This window comes from Dactylosporangium sp. NPDC049525 (assembly GCF_040676755.1).
Taxonomy (GTDB): domain Bacteria; phylum Actinomycetota; class Actinomycetes; order Mycobacteriales; family Micromonosporaceae; genus Dactylosporangium.
Window position 1 is genome coordinate 495,390 of the sequence record NZ_JBFAPO010000002.1, and the last position, 19,081, is coordinate 514,470.

At 75.4% G+C, this 19,081-nt stretch carries 16 protein-coding genes; 9 read left to right on the plus strand and 7 right to left on the minus strand.

Annotated elements, in window-relative coordinates; genetic code table 11:
• The first annotated feature begins 8 nt into the window (after nucleotides 1–8).
• A complete protein-coding gene (locus AB0K00_RS06595; protein WP_363516368.1) occupies nucleotides 9–317 on the plus strand; it encodes a DUF1905 domain-containing protein in 309 nt (102 codons plus the stop codon).
• Here the strand turns inward: AB0K00_RS06595 and AB0K00_RS06600 are convergent.
• Nucleotides 297–1,208, minus strand: a complete 912-nt coding sequence (locus tag AB0K00_RS06600) for a M56 family metallopeptidase (protein ID WP_363516371.1) — start codon at nucleotides 1,206–1,208, stop codon at nucleotides 297–299. The two genes, AB0K00_RS06595 and AB0K00_RS06600, sit on opposite strands and share 21 nt — an antisense overlap.
• Nucleotides 1,205–1,573 (minus strand): BlaI/MecI/CopY family transcriptional regulator, encoded by a 369-nt coding sequence (locus AB0K00_RS06605; RefSeq protein ID WP_363516374.1) that lies wholly within the window; start codon nucleotides 1,571–1,573, stop codon nucleotides 1,205–1,207. The genes AB0K00_RS06600 and AB0K00_RS06605 overlap by 4 nt, the downstream gene beginning before the upstream one ends.
• Before the next feature lie 160 nt (nucleotides 1,574–1,733).
• Here AB0K00_RS06605 and AB0K00_RS06610 point away from each other — a divergent pair, with 160 nt between their 5' ends.
• From AB0K00_RS06610 to AB0K00_RS06625, 4 genes are all read left to right on the plus strand, one after another.
• Complete coding sequence (locus AB0K00_RS06610; RefSeq protein ID WP_363516377.1) at nucleotides 1,734–3,098, plus strand: cytochrome ubiquinol oxidase subunit I; 1,365 nt, start codon at nucleotides 1,734–1,736, stop codon at nucleotides 3,096–3,098.
• Nucleotides 3,099–3,108: 10 nt separating this feature from the next.
• Entirely contained in the window at nucleotides 3,109–4,116 is a 1,008-nt protein-coding gene (gene cydB, locus AB0K00_RS06615) for a cytochrome d ubiquinol oxidase subunit II (protein ID WP_363516380.1), read from the plus strand.
• Entirely contained in the window at nucleotides 4,113–7,688 is a 3,576-nt protein-coding gene (gene cydD, locus AB0K00_RS06620; RefSeq protein ID WP_363516383.1) for a thiol reductant ABC exporter subunit CydD, read from the plus strand. Before cydB ends, cydD begins: the two co-directional genes overlap by 4 nt.
• Before the next feature lie 113 nt (nucleotides 7,689–7,801).
• Nucleotides 7,802–8,956, plus strand: coding sequence for a cellulose binding domain-containing protein (locus tag AB0K00_RS06625; RefSeq protein ID WP_363516386.1), 1,155 nt, complete (start codon nucleotides 7,802–7,804; stop codon nucleotides 8,954–8,956).
• A 30-nt stretch (nucleotides 8,957–8,986) separates the two neighbouring features.
• Here AB0K00_RS06625 and AB0K00_RS06630 read toward each other — a convergent pair whose 3' ends face one another.
• Entirely contained in the window at nucleotides 8,987–9,298 is a 312-nt protein-coding gene (locus tag AB0K00_RS06630; RefSeq protein ID WP_363516389.1) for a ribosomal protein L7/L12, read from the minus strand.
• A 61-nt stretch (nucleotides 9,299–9,359) separates the two neighbouring features.
• On the opposite strand from AB0K00_RS06630, the gene AB0K00_RS06635 reads away from it, so the two are divergent.
• Nucleotides 9,360–9,872, plus strand: coding sequence for a hypothetical protein (locus AB0K00_RS06635; protein ID WP_363516392.1), 513 nt, complete (start codon nucleotides 9,360–9,362; stop codon nucleotides 9,870–9,872).
• Here the strand turns inward: AB0K00_RS06635 and AB0K00_RS06640 are convergent.
• The gene (locus AB0K00_RS06640; protein WP_363516395.1) at nucleotides 9,847–10,563 is read right to left on the minus strand and encodes a DUF4386 domain-containing protein; all 717 of its coding nucleotides are present in this window, start codon (nucleotides 10,561–10,563) and stop codon (nucleotides 9,847–9,849) included. The genes AB0K00_RS06635 and AB0K00_RS06640 overlap by 26 nt on opposite strands.
• An 86-nt stretch (nucleotides 10,564–10,649) precedes the next feature.
• Between AB0K00_RS06640 and AB0K00_RS06645 the strand changes: the two genes are divergently transcribed.
• Nucleotides 10,650–11,366: a TetR/AcrR family transcriptional regulator C-terminal domain-containing protein gene (locus AB0K00_RS06645; RefSeq protein WP_363516398.1), complete on the plus strand. Its 717-nt coding sequence runs from the start codon at nucleotides 10,650–10,652 to the stop codon at nucleotides 11,364–11,366.
• A 5-nt stretch (nucleotides 11,367–11,371) separates the two neighbouring features.
• Here AB0K00_RS06645 and AB0K00_RS06650 read toward each other — a convergent pair whose 3' ends face one another.
• Nucleotides 11,372–13,957: a DUF4132 domain-containing protein gene (locus AB0K00_RS06650; protein ID WP_363516401.1), complete on the minus strand. Its 2,586-nt coding sequence runs from the start codon at nucleotides 13,955–13,957 to the stop codon at nucleotides 11,372–11,374.
• A 70-nt stretch (nucleotides 13,958–14,027) separates the two neighbouring features.
• On the opposite strand from AB0K00_RS06650, the gene AB0K00_RS06655 reads away from it, so the two are divergent.
• Nucleotides 14,028–15,092 (plus strand): aldo/keto reductase, encoded by a 1,065-nt coding sequence (locus AB0K00_RS06655; RefSeq protein ID WP_363516404.1) that lies wholly within the window; start codon nucleotides 14,028–14,030, stop codon nucleotides 15,090–15,092.
• Here AB0K00_RS06655 and AB0K00_RS06660 read toward each other — a convergent pair.
• Nucleotides 15,082–15,420, minus strand: a complete 339-nt coding sequence (locus AB0K00_RS06660) for a nuclear transport factor 2 family protein (RefSeq protein WP_363516407.1) — start codon at nucleotides 15,418–15,420, stop codon at nucleotides 15,082–15,084. The genes AB0K00_RS06655 and AB0K00_RS06660 overlap by 11 nt on opposite strands.
• The gene (locus AB0K00_RS06665; protein WP_363516410.1) at nucleotides 15,417–16,022 is read right to left on the minus strand and encodes a TIGR03086 family metal-binding protein; all 606 of its coding nucleotides are present in this window, start codon (nucleotides 16,020–16,022) and stop codon (nucleotides 15,417–15,419) included. Before AB0K00_RS06665 ends, AB0K00_RS06660 begins: the two co-directional genes overlap by 4 nt.
• Before the next feature lie 98 nt (nucleotides 16,023–16,120).
• Here AB0K00_RS06665 and AB0K00_RS06670 point away from each other — a divergent pair.
• The coding region (locus AB0K00_RS06670; protein WP_363516413.1) for a BTAD domain-containing putative transcriptional regulator at nucleotides 16,121–19,081 on the plus strand (2,961 nt) is incomplete at its 3' end.

Consider the following 19,081-nt stretch of genomic DNA (forward strand, 5'->3'; position numbering starts at 1 on the left):
TGTGTCGCATGGACCTGGAGTTCAGCGGCGAGGTGTGGTTCTGGCGCGGGCCGTCGCCGTATCACTTCGTCACCGTGCCCGAGGACGAGTGTGTCGCGCTGCGTGACGCGGCCGCCCTGGTCACCTATGGCTGGGGCATGATCCCGGTCGCGGCCCGCATCGGCGGCACCGGCTGGACGACGTCGTTGTTCCCGAAGAACGGCGGCTATGTCGTGCCGCTGAAGGACCGGGTCCGCAAGGCGGAGGAGATCGACGTCGGCGACACCGTCACGATCCGGCTGACCGTCGACGTCTTCTCAGAGCGGCCAGGTGCGTAGCGCCTCGCTGAGCCACGGCACGACCAGCAGCACCGTCGGCAGGACCAGGATCGCTGCGGCGAGGGTGTAGACGGCGGCGCTGAGCCACCCGGCGGTGCCGGGCGCGCCCGGGGCGAGGCGGTCCAGCCGCCACCGGCGCTCCTGGTCGGCGTCGCGGTCGTGCCCCTCGAGCTCGAGGTCGCCGGTGGACCCGCCGAGTGCCTGCAGCGCCTCGCGGAGCGGCCCGGTGCCGTGCCGCCGCCGTGCCGCGTCGTCCGCGAGGGCCTCCAGCAGGATGTGTACGGCGTCGAGCGGGGCGCGGCTGCGCAGCGGGCCGGGCACGGCCCGGTAGAAGGCGGTGAAGGACTCCATCACCACGTCGTGCCGGGCGCGCAGGTGTGCCCGCTCATGGGCGAGGACCGCGGCAACCTGCTCCGGGTCCAGCACCCGCAGCGTGCCCTGGCTCAGCACGATGCGCGGGTCGCGACCCGGCACGCAGTACGCGAACGGCAGCCCGCCGTCGAGCACCCGCACCGCGTCGTCAAACCCGGCGCGCTCCTCGGCCCGGTCGAGCAGGTCGGCGAGCAGGCGGTGGCGGGCCCGGCGGACGCGCGACCGGTACACCACCAGACCCAGCGACACGAGCAACCGCACGACGATCACGGCGGCGACGGTGAGGGCGGCGAGGAGCGCGGCGACGGCGAGGGCCTGGTCGGCGCCGTGGGCCCGGACCAGCTCCTCGGGGGCCGCCAGGACCACGCCCAGCGCGCACAGCACCGCCGCCAGGGTCAGCGACTGCCACAGCGCGACGGCGGCGCCCGGCGCCCGCGCCGTCCACCGGGCCCTGGCCAGGGGGCCGGGCGCGACCAGCGACAGGGTCAGCCCGAGCGCCCCCAGCAGGAGCGCGGTCACCGGCTCTCGGCGGCCTTGAGCGCCGCGGCCAGGGCGGCGGCGCCGGCCGGGCCGACCCGCCCGACGAAGTGGGCGAGAGCCGCGTCGCGGGCCGCGCCGTCCGGGGCGGCGCTGAGCGCGTCGAGCATGAGCGCCGCGGTCATCTCCTCGCGGGTCTGCGCGGCGGCGTACCGGTAGGCCCGGTCCGCCTTCTGCTGCGTGACGACGCCCTTCTTGGCGAGCCGGTCCAGCACGGTCATCACGGTCGTATACGCCAGGCCCCGGTCAGGGTCGAGCCGCTCGTGCACCTGCCGGACGGTCAGCGGCTCGCCGGCGTCCCACAGCCGCGCCATCACCTCGCGCTCCAGCTCCCCGAGTCCGCTCATGCCGCCACCTCCGCTCCGCTCCGGCGCCGCCCTGAGCCAACGCTGCGCCCATGATGAGCGGCCCGAGGGCCGCTCATGCCTCCCACTGTAACGCGGATTACGGTGCGCGTCGTACTACGTCGCGTAGTATCTACTACGAACCGTCGTAGATGGGGGTGCCATGGACGTGCTCGACCTGACCCGGCTGCAGTTCGCCGTCGTCACGATCTACCACTACCTGTTCGTCCCGCTGTCGATCAGCCTGTCGGCGACCACGGCCGGGCTGCAGATCGCGTGGATGCGGACCGGGCAGGACCGGTACCGGCAGCTGACCCTGCTCGTCGGCAAGCTGCTCATCGTCACCTTCGCCGTCGGCGTCGTCACCGGCCTGGTCCAGGAGTTCCAGTTCGGGCTCGCGTGGAGCGAGTTCGCCCGCTTCTACGGCGACGTCTTCGGCCCCACCCTCGCCATCGAGGGCATGCTCGCGTTCTTCCTCGAGGCGACGTTCCTCGCCCTGTGGTATTTCGGCTGGGACCGGCTGTCCCGCCCGGTCCACCTGGCCACGATCGTCGTCGTCGCCGTCGGCACCCTGCTCTCGGCGTTCATCATCCTGGCCGCGAACTCCTTCATGCAGCACCCGGTCGCCTTCGAGCTCGACCCGACCACCGGCCGCGCCCACCTGACCAGCTTCCGCGAGCTGCTGCTCAACGAGGTCAACCTCGCCGCGTTCCCGCACACCACCGCCGGTGCAATCATGGTCGGCGGCGCGCTGCTGCTGGCGATCGGCGCCTGGCGCCGCGCAGCCGACGTGGACGGAGCCGCCTTCGCCACGCTCGCCCGCATCGGCGCCTGGATGACCGCGGCCGGCGGCGCCCTCACCGCCATCACCGGCGACCACCTTGGCAAGGTCATCACCCAGGTGCAGCCGATGAAGATGGCCGCGGCCGAGGCGCTGTACTCCACCACGACCGGCGCACCCTTCTCCCTGTTCGCGGTCGGCCCGGACTTCAGCATCGAGGTGCCCCGACTGCTGTCGATCCTCGCCTACGGCAGCCCCGACGCCACTGTCGCCGGCATCGACGACCTCCAGGCGCAGTACACCGCCGCATACGGCCCGGGCAGCTACATCCCGATGATCCCGGTCGCGTTCTGGTCCTTCCGCCTGATGATCGGCGTCGGCATGCTCGCGATGCTCTTCGCCGTGCTGTACCTCTGGCGCACCCGCCGCGGCCGGCAACCCGCCGCCTGGCTGATCCGCGCGGCCGTGCTGCTGCCGCTGCTGCCCTCCGCGGCCAACAGCCTCGGCTGGATCTTCACCGAGACCGCCCGGCAGCCGTGGATCGCGTTCGGCCTGTCGAAGGTCGCCGACGGCATCTCCCCGGGCCTCACCAGCGGCGAGGTCCTCGCGTCCCTGCTCGGCTTCGCCGCCGTCTACGGCGTCCTCGCGGTCGTGTGGCTGCGCCTGGTGCGGCACCTCGCCCGCCAGCCGCTCAGCAAGCCTTTGAACAGCGACGCCGCCGAACCCGAGCCGGCCCTGAGCTACTGAGGAGACTCTGATGGATCTCGTCATCATCTGGTACGCCCTGGTCGTGCTCTGCTGGGTCCTGTTCTTCGTGCTGGAAGGCTTCGACTTCGGCGTCGGCCTGTTGAGCCCGCTGCTCGGCCGCGACGAGCACGAACGCGCCGCGGCCGTGCGCACCATCGGCCCGTTCTGGGACGGCAACGAGGTGTGGCTGGTCGCCGCGATCGGCGTCACCTTCGCTGCCTTCCCCTCGTGGTACGCGGCGCTGCTGTCGGGTCTGTACCTGCCGATGGTCGCGATCCTGCTGCTGCTCGCCGGGCGCGGCGTGGCCCTCGAGTTCCGCGGCAAGCACGACGACCCGCGCTGGCGCCGCCGCTGCGACCTCGTCCTCGCGGCCTGCTCCGCCGGAGTCGTGCTGCTGTGGGGCGCCGTGCTGACCGTCTTCGTCCGCGGCCTCGCCCTGGACGCCGGCGGTGCCGTGCAGGGCGGCGGGCTCGGCCGCACCGTCGCGCCGGTCCTCACCCCTGCCGCGGCGCTCGGCGCCCTGCTCGCGCTGACCGCGGCGGTGCTGCTCGGCGCGACCTTCCTGGCGCTGCGGACCACGGGTCCGGTGCGCCGCAGGGCCGGCCTGCTGGCCCGGCGGGTCGGCACCGCCGGCGCGGGCGGTGCGCTCGTGGTGGCCGTCGCCGCCCTGGTCGTCGCCGCCGGCACGACCGCCGTCGTGGCCTTCGCGGTGGCGCTGGCCCTGGCCGGGGTCGCCCTGCTGGCCGGCCGCCGGCGGGAGGGCCCGGCGTTCGCCCTCACGGTGCTCGGCGTGGCCGCGGCCGTCGTCGCGGTCCTCACCGCCAACGGCGCCGTGGTCCTGCCGAGCACCCTGTCCGGCGCCTGGTCGCTGACGATGGACGGCACCGCCGCGACCGGCTCCACGCTCCGGCTGATCAGCTTCGCCGCCGTCATCGTGCTCCCCGGGGTCCTGGTGTACCAGGTGTGGTCGTACCGGGTGTTCCGGCAGCGCGTCGCCAGCGAACGGATCGCCACGTGAACCGGCGCGCCCGGGGGCCGGTCGACCCGCGGCTGCTGCGGCACGCCCGGACCAGCCGCGCCGGGATCGCCGCCCTCGCCGTCATCGGCGCCGCCCAGGCCGCCGCGACGGTCGTGCTCGCGGTGGTGCTGGCCGGCCTGGTCGCCGCCCCCGTCGACGCCGGGCCGGGGGCGTTCGCCGCGCTCGCCGGGGTGTACGCCGCCCGCGCCGCGCTGACCTGGGCGGAGCAGGTCGTCGGCCGCCGCACCGCCGCCCGCGTCACCGACGAGCTGCGCCGCTCGGTGCTGCACGCCGCGCTGCGCCGCGGACCGGCCTGGGTCGCCCAGTACGGCACCGGCCGGCTCGTCGCCGTGCTCGGCGGCGGCCTCGACGCGCTGCGGCCGTGGTTCGGCGGTTACCTGCCCTCCCTCGTCCTCGGCGCCGCCCTGCCGCCCCTCGTCGTGGCCACGATGCTGTTCGTCGACCCGGCCTCCGCCGTGATCGTGCTCGTCACCCTGCCGCTGGTGCCGCTGCTCGGCGCGCTCATCGGCTGGGCCACCGCCCGGCGCGCCCAGGAACGCTGGCAGGCGAGCGCGCGGCTGGCCGGGCACTTCCTCGACGCCGTGCGCGGCATCGCGACGCTGCGCCTGTTCGGCCGCGCCGGACGGCAGGTCGACGCGGTCCGGCGGATGACCGACGGGCACCGGGCCGCGACCGTGCGGGTGCTGCGGGTCGCGTTCCTCTCCTCGACCGCCCTCGACCTGGTCGGGACGTTGTCGGTCGGCCTCGTCGCGGTCGAGGCGGGGCTGCGGGTCGCGGCCGGCCGGCTCGACCTCGGCCCGGCGCTGCTGGTCATCCTGCTGGCCCCGGAGGCGTACCGGCCGCTGCGCGAGGTCGCCGCCCGCTTCCACGCCAGCGCCGACGCCGCCGCCGTCATCGCCGACGTCGACGAGATCCTGGCCCCGGCCCCGGCCCACGCCCCTGACCGCGCCTCGCCGGTGGGCGCGGGTGTGGCGGTGGGTGCTGCCGCGCCGGTGGGTGCGGGCGCGGGTGCGGCGGCGGTGGGCGTGGTGCCTGGTGTGGTCGCGGCAGGCGTGCGGGTGCGGCATCCTGGCGCCGGCGTCGACGCGCTGCACCTGCCCGCGCTCTCGGTCCACAGTGGAGAGATCGTCGCACTGCGGGGGCCGTCAGGCGCGGGGAAGACCACCACGCTGCGGGTCCTGGCCGGGTTGCAGCCCCTGGCCGCCGGTCGGGTCGAGACCGGCGGGCGGTCGCTGTACCTGCCGCAGGACCCGACCCTCCCGCACGCACGCAGCGTCGCCCAGGCCGTCGCGCTGGACGGCGAGGCCCGGCCGGACGACGGCGTGGTCCTCGCCGCGCTGCGGACCGTCGGGCTCGACACCGAGATCCTCGCGATGCCCGGCGGTCTCGACACGCCCCTCGGCGAACGCGGCCAGGGCCTGTCGTCGGGCCAGCGCCAGCGGCTCGCGCTCGCCCGCCTGCTGCGCGAGGCCGGCACCGGCCCGGCCCTGGTCCTGCTGGACGAACCCACCGCGCACCTCGACGCCGCCGCCGAACGCCTCGTCATCGCCGAACTGCGGGCCCTGGCCGCGCGGGGCTGCGCCGTGCTCGTCGTCGCGCACCGCCCGGCGGTCCTCGCCGCCGCCGACCGGACCGTGCCGATCACACCGCCCGCCCCGCCCCCCGCATCCCGGCCTAGCACCGGAGCCGAGCAGCCGCCGCCCGCGTCGCGGTCCGAGGCCCAAGCCGGGATCGCGCGGGCGGTCCCGGCGGAGCCTGAGGCCCAAGGGCGCCGGTGGTGGCAGCGGCCGGCCACGGCGGCAGGGCTCGGTGCGGCCTCCTGGCTTGCCGGCATCACCCTCACCGGCGCCGCGGCGTGGCTGCTCGTCCATGCCGCCGGGCTGCCGCCGGTGCTCAGCCTGTCCGCGGCCGTCGTCCTGGTGCGGGGCAGCGCCGTGGCTCGTCCGCTGCTGCGCTACCTCGAACGGCTGGTCTCGCACGAGGTCGCGTTCGCCCGGCTCGGTGCGTGGCGGGCCGAGGTGTACGCCGACCTGGTGCCCCGGGTCCCCGGCCCGGCGCTGCACCGCCGCGGCGACCTGCTCACCAGGGTCGTCGACGACGTTGACGGAAGGGTCGACGGGGTGCTGCGGGGGCAGTTGCCCGCGTACGCCGCCTGGGCCGCCATCACGGTCGCCGTCGGCGCCGCGGCGGTCGTGAGCCCGGTCGTCGCGGCCACCCTCGCCGCGGGTCTCGCGGTCGCGGCCGGGCTCGCGCCGTGGCTGGCCGCCCGGCACGCGGGCCGGGCCGACGCCGCCACCGGCCGGGCCCGCGCGGAACTGCGCGACGCCGTCGTGGAGACCGTCGACGGCGTCGAGGACCTCGCCGCCCGCGACGCCGCCGCCGCGCTCGCCGTCCCCGACCGGCGCAGCCGGGCACTGTCGCGGCTGGAGGCCCGGGCGGCGGCCACGGCCGGCGCGGCCTCGGCCCTGGCGCACCTGGGCTGCGGCGCCGCGGTCGTCGGCACGGCCCTCGCCGTGGCCACCGGCCGGTTCCCCGCCGAGGTGGCCGCGATCCTCCTGCTGGGCGCGGTCGCCCTGGCCGAGCCGGTGCTGACACTGCCCGACGCGGCGATCGCCCGCCGCGCGGCGGCCGGTGCCAGGCGCCGCCTCGCCGCCATCGCCGCCGAGCCGTGCCCGGCCGGATCGTCCACAGCGGACGGCCAAGCGCCGTCGCGTCCGACTGCGGCGGCCGGTGCCAGCCGCCACCTCGCCGTCGCCGCCGAGCCGTGCCCGGCCGGACCGTCCACAGCGGACGGCGAAGCGCTGTCACGTCAGGCTGTTGTGGACGCGGACCGCACGGTGACCGTTGGCGGGCTCACCGCGGGCTGGGATCCGGGCCGGCCGCCCGCGCTGCGCGGGCTCGACCTGGACCTGCCGCCCGGGCGGCGGGTCGCGGTGCTCGGTGCGTCCGGCAGCGGCAAGTCGACGCTCGCGGCCGTGCTGGTGCGCATGCTCGACCCCCGTGGCGGTGGCGTCCGGCTCGGCGGCACCGACCTGCGCGACCTGCCCGACACCGTGCTCCGCCGCGCGGTCAGCCTCGTCGGTGACGCCGCGGACCACGTGTTCGCGACCACCGTGCGGCAGAACCTGCTGCTGGCCCGGCCGGACGCGACCGACGACGACCTGCGTGCCGCCCTGGCCGGCGCCCACCTCGGCCCGTGGCTGGACCGTCTGCCGGAGGGACTGTCCACCTGGCTCGGCGAGGGCGGCACCACCATCTCCGGCGGGCAGCGGCGGCGCCTGGCGATGGCCCGCGCGCTGCTCGCGGACCCGGCGCTGCTGGTGCTGGACGAGCCGACCGAGGGCCTCGACGAGCAGGAGGCCGCCGCGCTCATGACCGACCTCCTCGCCGCGGCGACCGGCCGCGCGGTGCTGCTGCTGACCCACCGGCGCGACGGCCTCGACCACGTCGACGCCGTGTACGACCTCGCCGACGGCCGCCTGACGGAGCGGGATGCGGTAACTTTCACGGTTGCCGCGCAGCGTATGGCGGGTGCACGGGGATCGTGTTGACCCCGGTCGCGGCCACGGCTAGCTTCCCGTGTCGAAGCGCATCGACACAGGTCACTTGACTTGCCAATTCCGGTGAGGCGCAACGGTGACCGGCTGAGGAAGGTCGTTCCGTCATGCGAAGGCGCACCGCTGTTGCCCTGTCCGCCACGACGATCGGCGCGGCCGCGATCGGCGTCATCGTCACGGCGCCACCCGCGTCGGCCGCCACCGGTTGCCGGGTCGCGTACTCCGTGGCCAGCCAGTGGCCGGGCGGGTTCGGGGCGAACGTCACCGTCACCAACCTGGGCGACCCGATCAGCGCCTGGACCGTCGTGTGGTCCTACGCGGCCGGGCAGCAGGTGACTCAGGCGTGGAACGCCACCGTCACCCAGAGCGGCTCGCAGGTCACCGCCAAGAACGCCGGCTACAACGGCTCCCTCGCGACCAACGCGAGCACGTCGTTCGGGTTCAACGGATCCTGGACCGGCAGCAACCCCGTGCCGGCGAGCTTCACCCTCAACGGCACGGCCTGCACCGGCGGCGTGTCCGGCACGCCGACCCCGACCCCGACGCGGTCCTCGGCGTCGCCGACCCCGACGCGGTCGCCGTCGGCGTCACCGTCGACGCCGGCCAACGGCGTCCCCGCCGACGCCGCCTGGGTCGGCACCGGCGCGTGGGACACGTGGACGAACAACGGGTACACCGTGATCAACGACGTCTGGGGCTCCGGCGCCGGGCCGCAGACGATCTGGGCGCGCACCGGCACCAACTGGGGTGTGGTCGCCGAACACCCGCGCACCAGCGGCGTGAAGTCCTACCCGCACACCGGCAAGACCCTCAACCGCAGCCTCAGCTCGCTGAGCTCGGTGCGCAGCGCGTTCAACGTCAGCGTGCCCGCCGACGGCGACTACGCGACCGCGTATGACATCTGGGCGAACAACAACGCCTACGAGGTCATGATCTGGGCGAACCAGCACGGCGCGGTCGGCCCGATCGCGGAGTCCTACGACGCCAACGGCGCGGTCCCCAACGCCCGCAACGTCGCCGTCGGCGGCCACACCTGGAACGTCTACCGCGGCTCCAACGGCGCCAACGCCGTCTTCTCCTTCGTGCGGACCAGCACGACCGGGTCCGGCACCGTCGACGTCCTCGCAGTCATGAACTGGCTACGGACGCAGGGCTGGTGGGGCGACGTGACGGTGGGGCAGGTCCAGTTCGGCTTCGAGATCACCGGCACCGCCGGCCGGTCCTCGTTCACCTGCAACAGCTTCTCCCTCGACTACAGCTGAGGCCGCAGCTGAGGGCCGCCGCGCATCGGTTCAGGAGAGGCCGCGCTGCCGCTGCATGGCCTCGACGGCATCCTTGGCCTCCCGCAGGCCGGCGCCCGTCGCCGCCCGGTACACCTTGATGGCCTGCAACTTCCGGCCGGCGAGGAGTTCCTGCATGACGGCGGCGGGCGCGCCCGTCTCGGGCTCGACGATGCCGAGGTGGTCGATGACGAGGTCCAGCTTGCGCTCGATCTCGGCCAGCCGGCGGGACTGGTGGTCGGCGGCGGCACGGCGCCCGCTGCCGGCCACCAGCACGACGAGGACGAACGGCAGCAGCACGACGAACGGCACGATCCACTCCATACCGCCATTGAACACCGTCCCGCTACGCTGGCCACGGCATGCGCCGTGGGGGGAGCCGGGAATGGACCTGCGAGACATCGAGCGGGAGGTCGCCGCCCTCGACGCCATCTACCGCCCGGTCGCGACCGCGCCGGTCGACCTGTCGGATCCCACCGCGTTCACCGGCATGGCCGCCCGGGTCGGGGCCGGACTGGCGGCCCTCGGCGTGGGGGAGCGGGCCGAGGCGGCGGTGCGGGCGCTGGTCGAGGCATACGCGGCCGGCGACGAGGCGACGCGGGTGCGGATCCGGCGGCTGTTCGACCGGCACCGGCACTTCAGGTGGGCCGCCCACCTGCCCCGCGACTGGGACAACGCCGCGGAGCTGCGGGCCCGTCTCGTGCACCTGTCCGCCCGCGACCAGGGCAGCGACACGCGTGACGAGATCCTCGCGCTGCAGGACCTGTGCGATCGCGCCCGGCGGTCCGGCATCGACGCCGGGCCCGTCCTCGACGAGGTCGCGGCGATGTCCAGCGACCTGGACCGCTACGGCATGGGTTCGATGCGCGACGTCATCCTGCGGTACGGGCGGCGCTGACCTCCGCCGCGACCGCGGACGGGGCCGCTTCGAGGGCGTGCCGGCGGACGCCGCGGGCGAGCAGGTAGCCGACCATCCAGAGCTCACCGACGGTGGCCGGGAACACGAACACGTCGGCGACGCCCGCCAGGCCCGGAGCCAGGTACGTGACGAACGTGCCGAGCACGTAGCCGACGCCGCCGGCGATGAGGATCCAGCCGAGCACGCGGGGCATCCAGCCCGACCTGAGCACGCACCACCCCATGGGCATGAGCCACAGGCCGAAGAAGATCCCGCCGACGCTCCACAGCGCGCCGTTCACCAGGTACAGCAGCTGGGCGCCGGCCGCCGCGTCGCCGAACGGGTCGGCGGCGACGTCGACCGCGGTGCCCAGCAGCGCCGCACTGACCAGGATCACGACCGCGTTGATGAGGCCGAAGGCGGCGATGCTGCCGGCGGCGACCTGGTCGACGGTGCGGAAGAGCCGGTAGAACCACACGGCCGCGAGGGCCTGCGTGATGACGGTGAGCAGCTCGAGGGCGACACCCACGCGGGCGAGCGACTCGTGCTCGACGAGGTTGGCGAGGGTCGCGGCCGGGTCGCCGTCGACGAAGAGCCGGGACCGGACGAGGAGGAAGCCGAGCCCGCCCGCGACGGCAAGGCCCAGGTAGAGCAGGCCGGTGATGCGGGCGGTGCGGACCAGCGGATGCATGGTGCTCCTTGGCAGACGGGACCAACCTTACCCCGTAAGGTAACCATACGTTGTAAGGTGAGGACAAGAGGCGAAGGGGGAGACGGTTGGCAACGAAGGCGTCCCGGCAGCCGCTCAGCCGCGAGCGCGTGCTGGCGGCGGCGGTCGCACTGGCCGACGGGCACGGCATCCAGGCGCTGACGATGCGCCGGCTCGCCGTCGACCTCGGTGTCGAGGCGATGTCGCTCTACTACCACCTGCCCGACAAGGAGACCCTGCTCGACGGCGTCGCGGAGACGGTGATCGCCGAGATCGTCGCCGAGGCAGCCAGGAAAGAGGCAGCCAAGGAAGAGGCGGCCGAGAAAGAGGCAGCCGAGAAAGACGAGGACTGGCGGGCGGTGCTGCGGCGGCAGTTCCTCACGGCCAGGCGCGTCATGCTGCGCCACGCATGGGCGCCGGGGCTGCTGGGCACCCGCCGGACCATCCCGGCGACGCTGTTCGCGTATTACGACGGCATCCTCGGCACCCTCGTCGGCGCCGGCTTCTCCTACCATCTCGCGCACCGCGCCCTGCACGCCTTCGGCAGCATGCCGCTCGGCTTCGCGCAGGAGGTGTTCAGCCCGGCGCCGGCCGGCGGCAGCATGGACGTCGACGCGACCGAGGAGGAGCTCGCCGGGATGGCCGCGGCCATGCCGCACCTGACCGCCATGATGGCGGCCGAGGTCCACGCCGCGACCGACCCGACCCTCGGCTGGTGCGACAGTCAGGTCGAGTTCGAGTTCACCCTAGACCTGCTCCTCGACGGCCTCGAGCGCCTCCGCTAGCGGCGTCACAGCTGGTGCAGGTCGCGCAGCAGCTCGGACATCGCCACCTCGTCGACGGCGCCCAACTGGACCTCGTCCGCGGCGTTGCGCCGGTACCCGATGCGGCTCCCCGTCACGACCAGGGCGCTGAGGGTCTGCTCCGGGTCGTCACCGGGCCGGCCGATCGTGAAGCCCGGCGCCAGCCGGACGTAGGCCCGCAGCCCGCCCGGCAGCGGCCGTTCGATCCACGGCTGGTGACCGTTGTCCTGGGGCGTGGCGCGGTGCCAGCCGGACCGTTCGAGGCCGAGCACCCGCCCGGACGGCACGACCCGGCCCTCGAACGTGGCCAGCTCCGTCGCCTTCGCCTCCTGCGGGGTCAGCTCGTAGGTCTCGCGGCCCAGCTGCGGAAACGGCTGCAGCAGCGCGTAGTCGGCGAAGACCTCCGCCCACCGGTGCACCTGGCCGGCGCCGAGCCGCAGCGGGTGGGCGACCCCCACGAGCGCGCCGCCAGGAAGCGTGCACGTGTCGTCGTCGACGCCCGCGGACGAGCCGTCCTCCGCCACCCGGAACGAACCCTCCACAGTGGACCCGTCGGTCGCCGCCTGGAACGACCAGACGAGCCGCCGGGCGAGGTGTCGCAGCAGTGGATGACCGACGATGAAGGTGGCGAACTCGGGTGCCGTCCAGCGGCGCCCGGTCACCATCGCCCGCTCGAACCGGCGGATCTGGTCACCGGCCAGGGTCCGCACGTCCTTCTTGAGCGCGCTGAACCGCTGGTGCGCGGCCGGACCCAGGGTGGCGTCGTCGCGCGCGCCCGGCTTCGGCAGCGACTTGAGCCGCTTGCCGTCCTCGTCGGCGACGGTCGGGCGCAGCTGGTCGTCGAAGCCGACGACGAAGCGGCGCGGCCCGTAGTCGAGCACCAGGCCGCCGTCGGACCGCAGGCCGAGATCCGGCACGAGCCGGTCGGCGAGCTGCTCGCCGGTCAGGCCGAGCCGCCCGGCGACCGTGTGCAGCATGCTCCGCGCGGTCGAGCTGAGCCCGGCGAACTTGACCTTCTCCGCGACGTCGTTGAGGTGGATGAGCGCCACGTCGGTGCCGAGCCCGGTCAGCACCGACAGCCCGGCGACCGAGCGGTGGTGCCCGCCCGTGCCGGGCCACACCTTGATGAGCGGGGTCAGCCGCCGGACCACGTCGTCGTCGCCGATCCAGGCGAGCCCGAGCATCGCCCACGTGCCGGACGCCGGCATCCCGATCGACTGCCACCGCTGGAACAGCGCCCAACCGAACGCGGCCAGGGACGCGCGGTCGCAGGCCGCGACGACCTCGGCGAGCCCGTCCGGCGCCGTCCCCGCGCGGGACCTGGTCAGCAGGGCGACGAGCCGCCGGGCCGCGTCGACCGGCACGGCCCGGCCGTCACGCAGCCGGACCCGCGGCAGGATCGCGGCGTCGGCCCAGCCGGGCAGCTCGGGCGGCGGGCCGTCGCCCACCAGTGGCGCCGGGACGTCCGCGGGATCGCATTCGTCGACCACCACCGGCGCCGGGACCCGCGCGGGGTCGAGGTGCGGCCGGGCCAGCTCCAGGGCCTCGGGACATCCGGCCGCGTACGCCTCGAACAGCTCGCCGGCCGGGCCGGGGGAGCCGGCAAGCAGGCGGATCGCCCGGACCGGGAACCGCTGGGCGGCGTCGAGCAGGGCGAGGTGCGCCTGCGGCTGCTCGGCGTGCGCGATCAGCGCCCGGAACGCGCCGTCGTCCGGCAGGACGGCCAGGGCGGTGGCGACCCGTTCGCGTCCCTCTGCGTGGTGCGGCGGCAACGAGCCCAGCAGCTCGCCGAGGACGGGTGCGAGCGCGGCGCCCACCCCGTCGACGACCGTCGCCAGGGTGGCGTCGGACGTCGACAGCTGGGACCGCCGCTGGGACGGCGTGAACCGGGACAGCTGCTCCGCGTCGCCGATCGAGAACATGACCAGCGTGGCCGGGATGTCCTCGTCGACCCAGTCCTTGCGCTCCGGCAGCAGGAACGACGCCGCCGCGCGCGCGTGCGGGCCACGCGCCGCGCGTACCGCGGCCAGGGCCGCACCCACGGCGGCGTGATCCTCGTCGGGCGCCGCGACCAGATGGGCGCGGACCCGGCCGAGGACCGGCATCCAGTCCAGGTTGGTCGACTCGGCGGGCTGGCGGCGGACGACCTGTTCGTTCTTCTGCCGCCAGTTCGTGCCGGCCGCGCCGACCCGCAGGTCGGCCAGCTCGGCCGCGGCGACGGCGGCGAACACCGGCCCGTGGGCCGCGATCCAGGCGTCCGCGATCACCGTCGCGTCGACCCGGGTGCCGGCGATCGCGCGCAGGACCTTCGCGGTGACCACCGCGACCCCCAGCGGCGACGCCGCAGCGGTGCCGCCGGACTGGTATCCCTGCGCCGCCGCGCGCAGGTCGGGGTCGGTCTCGGGGCGTGCGAGGGACTCGGCGAGGTCGCCGACCTTCGAGCCGACGAGGCGTTCGAACTTCTTCACCGCGTCCTTCGCCACGGTGGGCGCCGGGACGGGGACGCCGCCGCGGCGCGGATACAGCCCCGCCAGCCACGACGCCGGCAGCTCCAGTAGATCCTCGGCACGCACCGGCGAACTCCTCCTCGAACCGACCCTCGATCCCGGCCACCCTAGCGGGCCGGGTGGGTATCGTGGCCGGGTGGAATATCGCGCGCTCGGCCGGTCCGGTCTGATGGTCTCCGTCCTCACCATGGGCACGATGACGTTCGGCGGCAAGGGCGGGTTCGCCGCCGTCGGCGCCACCGACGTGCCCGAGGCGCGCCGCCAGGTCGACCGGTGCCTCGACGCCGGGGTGAACCTCATCGACACCGCCGACGTCTACTCCGGCGGCGAGTCGGAGCGCATCGTCGGCGAGGTGCTCAGCGGGCTCAAGGGCCGCCGCGACGACGTGCTGGTCGCGACGAAGGTCCGCATGCCGATGGGCCAGGGCCCGAACGACGCCGGGCTGTCCCGGCAGCACGTCATCGCCGGGTGCGAGGCGAGCCTGCGCCGGCTCGGCACCGACCACATCGACCTGTATCAGCTGCACGAGTGGGACGGCGTCACGCCCCTGCAGGAGACGTTCGAGGCGCTCGACCTGCTGGTGCGATCGGGCAAGGTCCGCTACGTGGGCCTGTCCAACTACGCCGGGTGGCAGCTGATGAAGGCGGTCGGCACCGCCATCCTGCACGGCCTGCCGCGCCCCGTCAGCCAGCAGATCTACTACTCGCTGCAGGCGCGCGACGCGGAGTATGAGCTGATCCCCGCGGCCGTCGACCAGCACCTCGGCGTCCTGGTGTGGAGCCCCCTCGCCGGTGGGCTGCTGTCGGGGAAATACCGGCGCGGCCACCAGGCGCCGGCCGGTTCCCGCCAGCTCAGTGACTGGAATGAGCCGCCGGTGTACGACCAGGAGAAGCTTTACGACACCGTCGAGCTGCTCGTCGAGATCGGCGCGGGCCACGGGGTGTCGGCCGCGCAGGTCGCGCTGGCCTACATTCTCGGCCGCCCGGCGGTGACGTCGGTGGTCATCGGCGCCCGCACCGGCGAACAGCTCGCCGACAACCTCGCCGCCGCGGACCTGGTCCTCAGCGACGAGGAGCGGCGCCGGCTCGACGACGTCAGCGCCGTCAAGCTGCTGTACCCGTACTGGCACCAGGCGAAGACCGCCCGGGACCGGCTGTCACCCGCGGACCTGACGCTGCTCGGCCCGCACATCAACCCTTGACGTAAGCGCGTTTCTCGGCGACCAGGCCGTCCCGGACCGTGAAGACGTCCACGCCGCGCACGTGGCCGCCGGTGTACCGGTAGTGCCACAGCACCACGACCCGGTCACCGGCGTGGAAGGTCTCCTCGGCGGTGAACCGCGCGTCGGGGGAGCCCGCGAACAGCCGCTCCCACGCGGCCCGGACGGCGGCGGCGCCGACGTGCCGCTGCCCGCCGGGCGGCGCCGTGTCCTCGAAGACGCAGTCGGCGGTCATCGCCCGCATGATCGCGTCGACGTCCTTGGCGTCGAACGCCGCGTTGAACCGCTCGACCGCGGCGAGGGCGTTCACGGCTGCCGCCCGAACATCGCGAGGAGCTCCCGCAGCGGCCCGGCGCCGGCGGGGACGGTGCCCCGCGGGCCGATCATGCCGGCCTGCCGGTAGGCGTCCTCGGTGCCCTCGAACCAGGCCCGGACCGCGACGACCGCCGCGGTGTCGAGGTCGGGGTCGGCGCCGAGCGCGCGGCCGAGGTCCCAGGCGTGCACCAGGTGGTCGGCGGCGAGCTGCATCGCGTACTCGGCGCCGGGCACGTCGCCGAACGACAGGTGCACGGTCCGCTGCATCGCCCCGGTCCCGGCGACCGCCGCCGCTGCGTCGTGTGCCGCGGCGGTGAACGCGGACAGCGGGTCCGGGCCGAGCAGGTCCCCGGCGATGCTGCCGCCGACCTCGTCGACGGTGCGGCCGGCGTACAGCGGTGGCGTCCACAGGTCCTCCTCCACGATGTGGTGGACGAGGGCCCGCACGTCCCAGCCCGCGCAGGGCGTCGGGGCGTCCCAGCGGTCGCCGATCAGCCGGACCTGCCCCGCGAACGCGTCGGCGGCGCTGCGGTACAGGTCGGTAGTGTCCATGGTGTGCGGCCCGGCGAAGTCCTGCCGTCCGTCAGTGTCGATCATCGTGTCCTCCAAACCTCGGTGTCGTTGCCGACGGTAGGGACACGACCTGGCAGAAACCTTGCGGTCTTCCGGCGGTCTTCGGGGTGGAGGAGGCGGTGGTGGACGTCCGGCTGCAGCTGCTGGGCCGCTTCCGGGTGCTCCGCGACGGGCACGAGGTCCCGCCGGCCGCGTTCGCCGGCCGCAAGGTCCGGATCCTGCTGCGGATCCTGGCGACCCGCCGCCCGGACCTGGTCACCAACGACGTCCTGGCCGCGGCGCTGTGGCCGGACCGCCTGCCGGCCGACCCCGCCGGCAACGTCAACGTCCTGATCAACCGCGCCCGGCGGGCCCTCGGGGACCCGGCGCTCGTCATCACCGGCCCCGGCGGGTACGCGCTGGGCCCGTGCCGCCTGGACACCGCCGAGTTCCTCGACGGGGCGGCGGCCGCCCACGGGCACGCGGCCGCGGCGGACCCGGCGGCGGCGCTGCGGTCCGCAGGGGAGGCCCTGGCGCTGTGGGCGGAGCCGCTGCCCGAGGACGCCTACGCCGACTGGGCCGTGGGCGCCCGGGACCGGCTCACCCGGGCGTGGGTGGACCTGCTCGAGGTCGCCGCGAGTGCGGCGGCGGCGCTCGGTGACCACGTGGCCGCCGCCGGGTACGCGGCGGAGGTCGTCGCCGCCGAGCCGCTGCGCGAGCCGGGCGTCCTGCTGCTGGCGCGGGCCCTCGCGGCGCGCGGCGACCGGGCCGGTGCCCTCGACCACCTGGACAGGTCCCGCCGCCTCCTCGCGGACGAGCTCGGCGTCGACCCGTCCGCCGAGGCCACGGACCTGCAACTGCGGCTGCTGCGCGGCGCCACCCCCGCTGCCGCCGTGGCGGGCTTCGAGGGTGGGCCGGTGGGTTCCGCGGGCGGCTCGGTGCGCTTCGCGGGTGGCGCGGGCGGTGAGGCGGGGGAGTCGCGGCTGCGGTTCGTCGGGCGGGACGACGCGGTGGGCCGGCTGCGGCAGGTGCTGGCCGCCGGTGGGGTGGCGGCCGTCGGCGGCGTCGCCGGGGTCGGCAAGTCGCGGCTCGTCGCGGAGGCGCTGCGGGGCTGGCCGTCGCCGGTCATCTCGGCGCGAGCGTTCCTGCCCGAACGGGCCGAGGCCTGGGGACTGGCCCGCTCGCTGCTGCGGGAGGCCCTCGCCGTCGACACCCGGGTCGGCGCGGCGCTGCCATCCCGGCTCCGCGACGTGCTTGCCACGCTCCTCCCCGAGCTGCTGGAACTGTCCACTTCGGACCCGGGCGGCACCGTGCCCGGCGGGGAGAGCCGGCGGGCGCTGCTGCTCGCCGGCGGGCTGCGCGTGCTGGAAACGGCGGCCGGCGACGGTGCCGTGCTCGTCGCCGACGACGTGCAGTGGGCCGACCCGTCGAGCCTGACCCTGCTCGGCTCGGCTCTGGCCAGGCTGCCCAGCCTCGCCGCGGTGCTGGTGTTCCGGTCCGAGGAGCTGCCGGCGTCGGTCCTGGCCGACCTGCGCGACGTGCGTCCCGTCACCGATATTCCACTCGGCCCGCTCATCCCGCAGGCCGTGGCGAGGCTGGTCGGTGACCGTACCCTTGCCGCCGCCGTCGTCGAGGGCACCGACCGCACGCCGTTCGCCGTCGCCGAGGTGCTCCGCGAGCTCGTCGCGCTCGGCGTCGTCAGGGTCGACGCGTCCGGCTGGTGCCCCACGGACCCGTCCGCGGTGCGGCTCGCGGCGGAGGTCGGGCAGGCCGGGCAGCGGCGGTCGGTGCTGCGGCGCATCGAACGGCACGCCGCCGGCACCGACGTCCTGCCGCTGGTGGCGTTGCTGGCGCGGGAGGCGCCGGCCAGGACCGTCGCGGAGGCCGCCGGGCTGCCGCACCGGGCGGTCCTGGACGCGTTGTCGGCCCTCGCGGAGGTCGGGCTGGTCCGCCTCGGCGAGGACGGCTGGGCCGCCGCGCACGACCTCGTCGGCGAGACCGCCGTCGCGCACCTGTCACCGGCGCGGCGGGGGCGGCTGCACGGCCTGCTCGCCAAGGCCCTGGAGGCCGAGGACGCCGACCCGTCCGAGATCGCCCGGCACCACCGGGACTCGGGTGACTCGGCGACCGCCGCAGCCTGGTACGAGCGGGCCGCCCGGGTGGCGCTGCGCGGGCACGCCACCCACGAGGCGGTCGCGCTGTGCGGCGCCGGGCTCGCGCTGCACCCGCGCGGGCCGGTGCGGGGCGCGCTGCTGGAGCTGCGGGCGGACGCGGGCGCGGTGCACGGCGCGCACGCCGCGGCCGAGGCCGACCTGCGCGAGGCGCTGCGCGCCGACCCGGCAGGCCCGCGGGGGCGGCGCCTGGCCAGGCTGGCGATGCTGACGTTTGGCGCGCAGGACCCGCGCCGGGCCGCGGAGCTCGCCGAGGCGGCTCTCGTCGAGGCGACGGCGGCCGGCGATGCCGCGATGCGCGCGTTCGCCCTGGACACCGCGGCGATCCTCGACATGAACCTCGGCGAGCCGGGCCGCGCGGCGGGACGTGCCCAGGCGGCGCTGGAGCTGTACCAACGCCTCGGCGACGCAGGCGGGGTCGCGCGGATCCTCGACGGCCGGGCGATGGCCACGTTCCTCGACGGGCGGATCGACGCGGCGGTGGGCCTGTTCGACCGGGTCGCGCGGTCCTTCGGCGACGCCGGCGACCTGCTGCGGGTCGTGACGCCGCGCTCGACCCGGGGCCACGGCCTGGTCTTCCTGGGCCGGCCCGCCGAGGGGCTCGCCGACGCGTCCGAGGCGCTGCGGCTGGCCCGGGACCTCGACGCGGCGGAGGGCCAGGCGTATGCGCTGTGGCACCGCAGCGAGGCGCTGACCGCGTTGGGACGGCACCAGGAGGCGGAGCAGGACGCCGCGGCGGCGCTGCGTATCGCCCGGGACGCCGGTCACCGCGGCTGGACCGCGACCGCACACCGCGCCCGCGGCATCTGCCTGCAGGCGCGGGGGCTGCTGGACGAGGCCGCGGCGGCGTTCCGGGACTCCGCCGACGCGGCCGGCACGGACCTGACCCTGTTCGCGTCGTGGGCGGCGGCCCGCGGCGCGATGGTTGCCGTC

Excerpts from the sequence above, each read along its gene's own strand:
- AB0K00_RS06665 (WP_363516410.1), bottom strand. The coding sequence starts at position 16,022 with ATGATCGACACTGACGGACGGCAGGACTTCGCCGGGCCGCACACCATG.
- AB0K00_RS06635 (WP_363516392.1), top strand. The coding sequence starts at position 9,360 with ATGGACCTGCGAGACATCGAGCGGGAGGTCGCCGCCCTCGACGCCATC.
- AB0K00_RS06610 (WP_363516377.1), top strand. The coding sequence starts at position 1,734 with ATGGACGTGCTCGACCTGACCCGGCTGCAGTTCGCCGTCGTCACGATC.
- AB0K00_RS06630 (WP_363516389.1), bottom strand. The coding sequence starts at position 9,298 with ATGGAGTGGATCGTGCCGTTCGTCGTGCTGCTGCCGTTCGTCCTCGTC.
- cydB (WP_363516380.1), top strand. The coding sequence starts at position 3,109 with ATGGATCTCGTCATCATCTGGTACGCCCTGGTCGTGCTCTGCTGGGTC.
- AB0K00_RS06605 (WP_363516374.1), bottom strand. The coding sequence starts at position 1,573 with ATGAGCGGACTCGGGGAGCTGGAGCGCGAGGTGATGGCGCGGCTGTGG.
- AB0K00_RS06625 (WP_363516386.1), top strand. The coding sequence starts at position 7,802 with ATGCGAAGGCGCACCGCTGTTGCCCTGTCCGCCACGACGATCGGCGCG.
- AB0K00_RS06595 (WP_363516368.1), top strand. The coding sequence starts at position 9 with ATGGACCTGGAGTTCAGCGGCGAGGTGTGGTTCTGGCGCGGGCCGTCG.
- AB0K00_RS06640 (WP_363516395.1), bottom strand. The coding sequence starts at position 10,563 with ATGCATCCGCTGGTCCGCACCGCCCGCATCACCGGCCTGCTCTACCTG.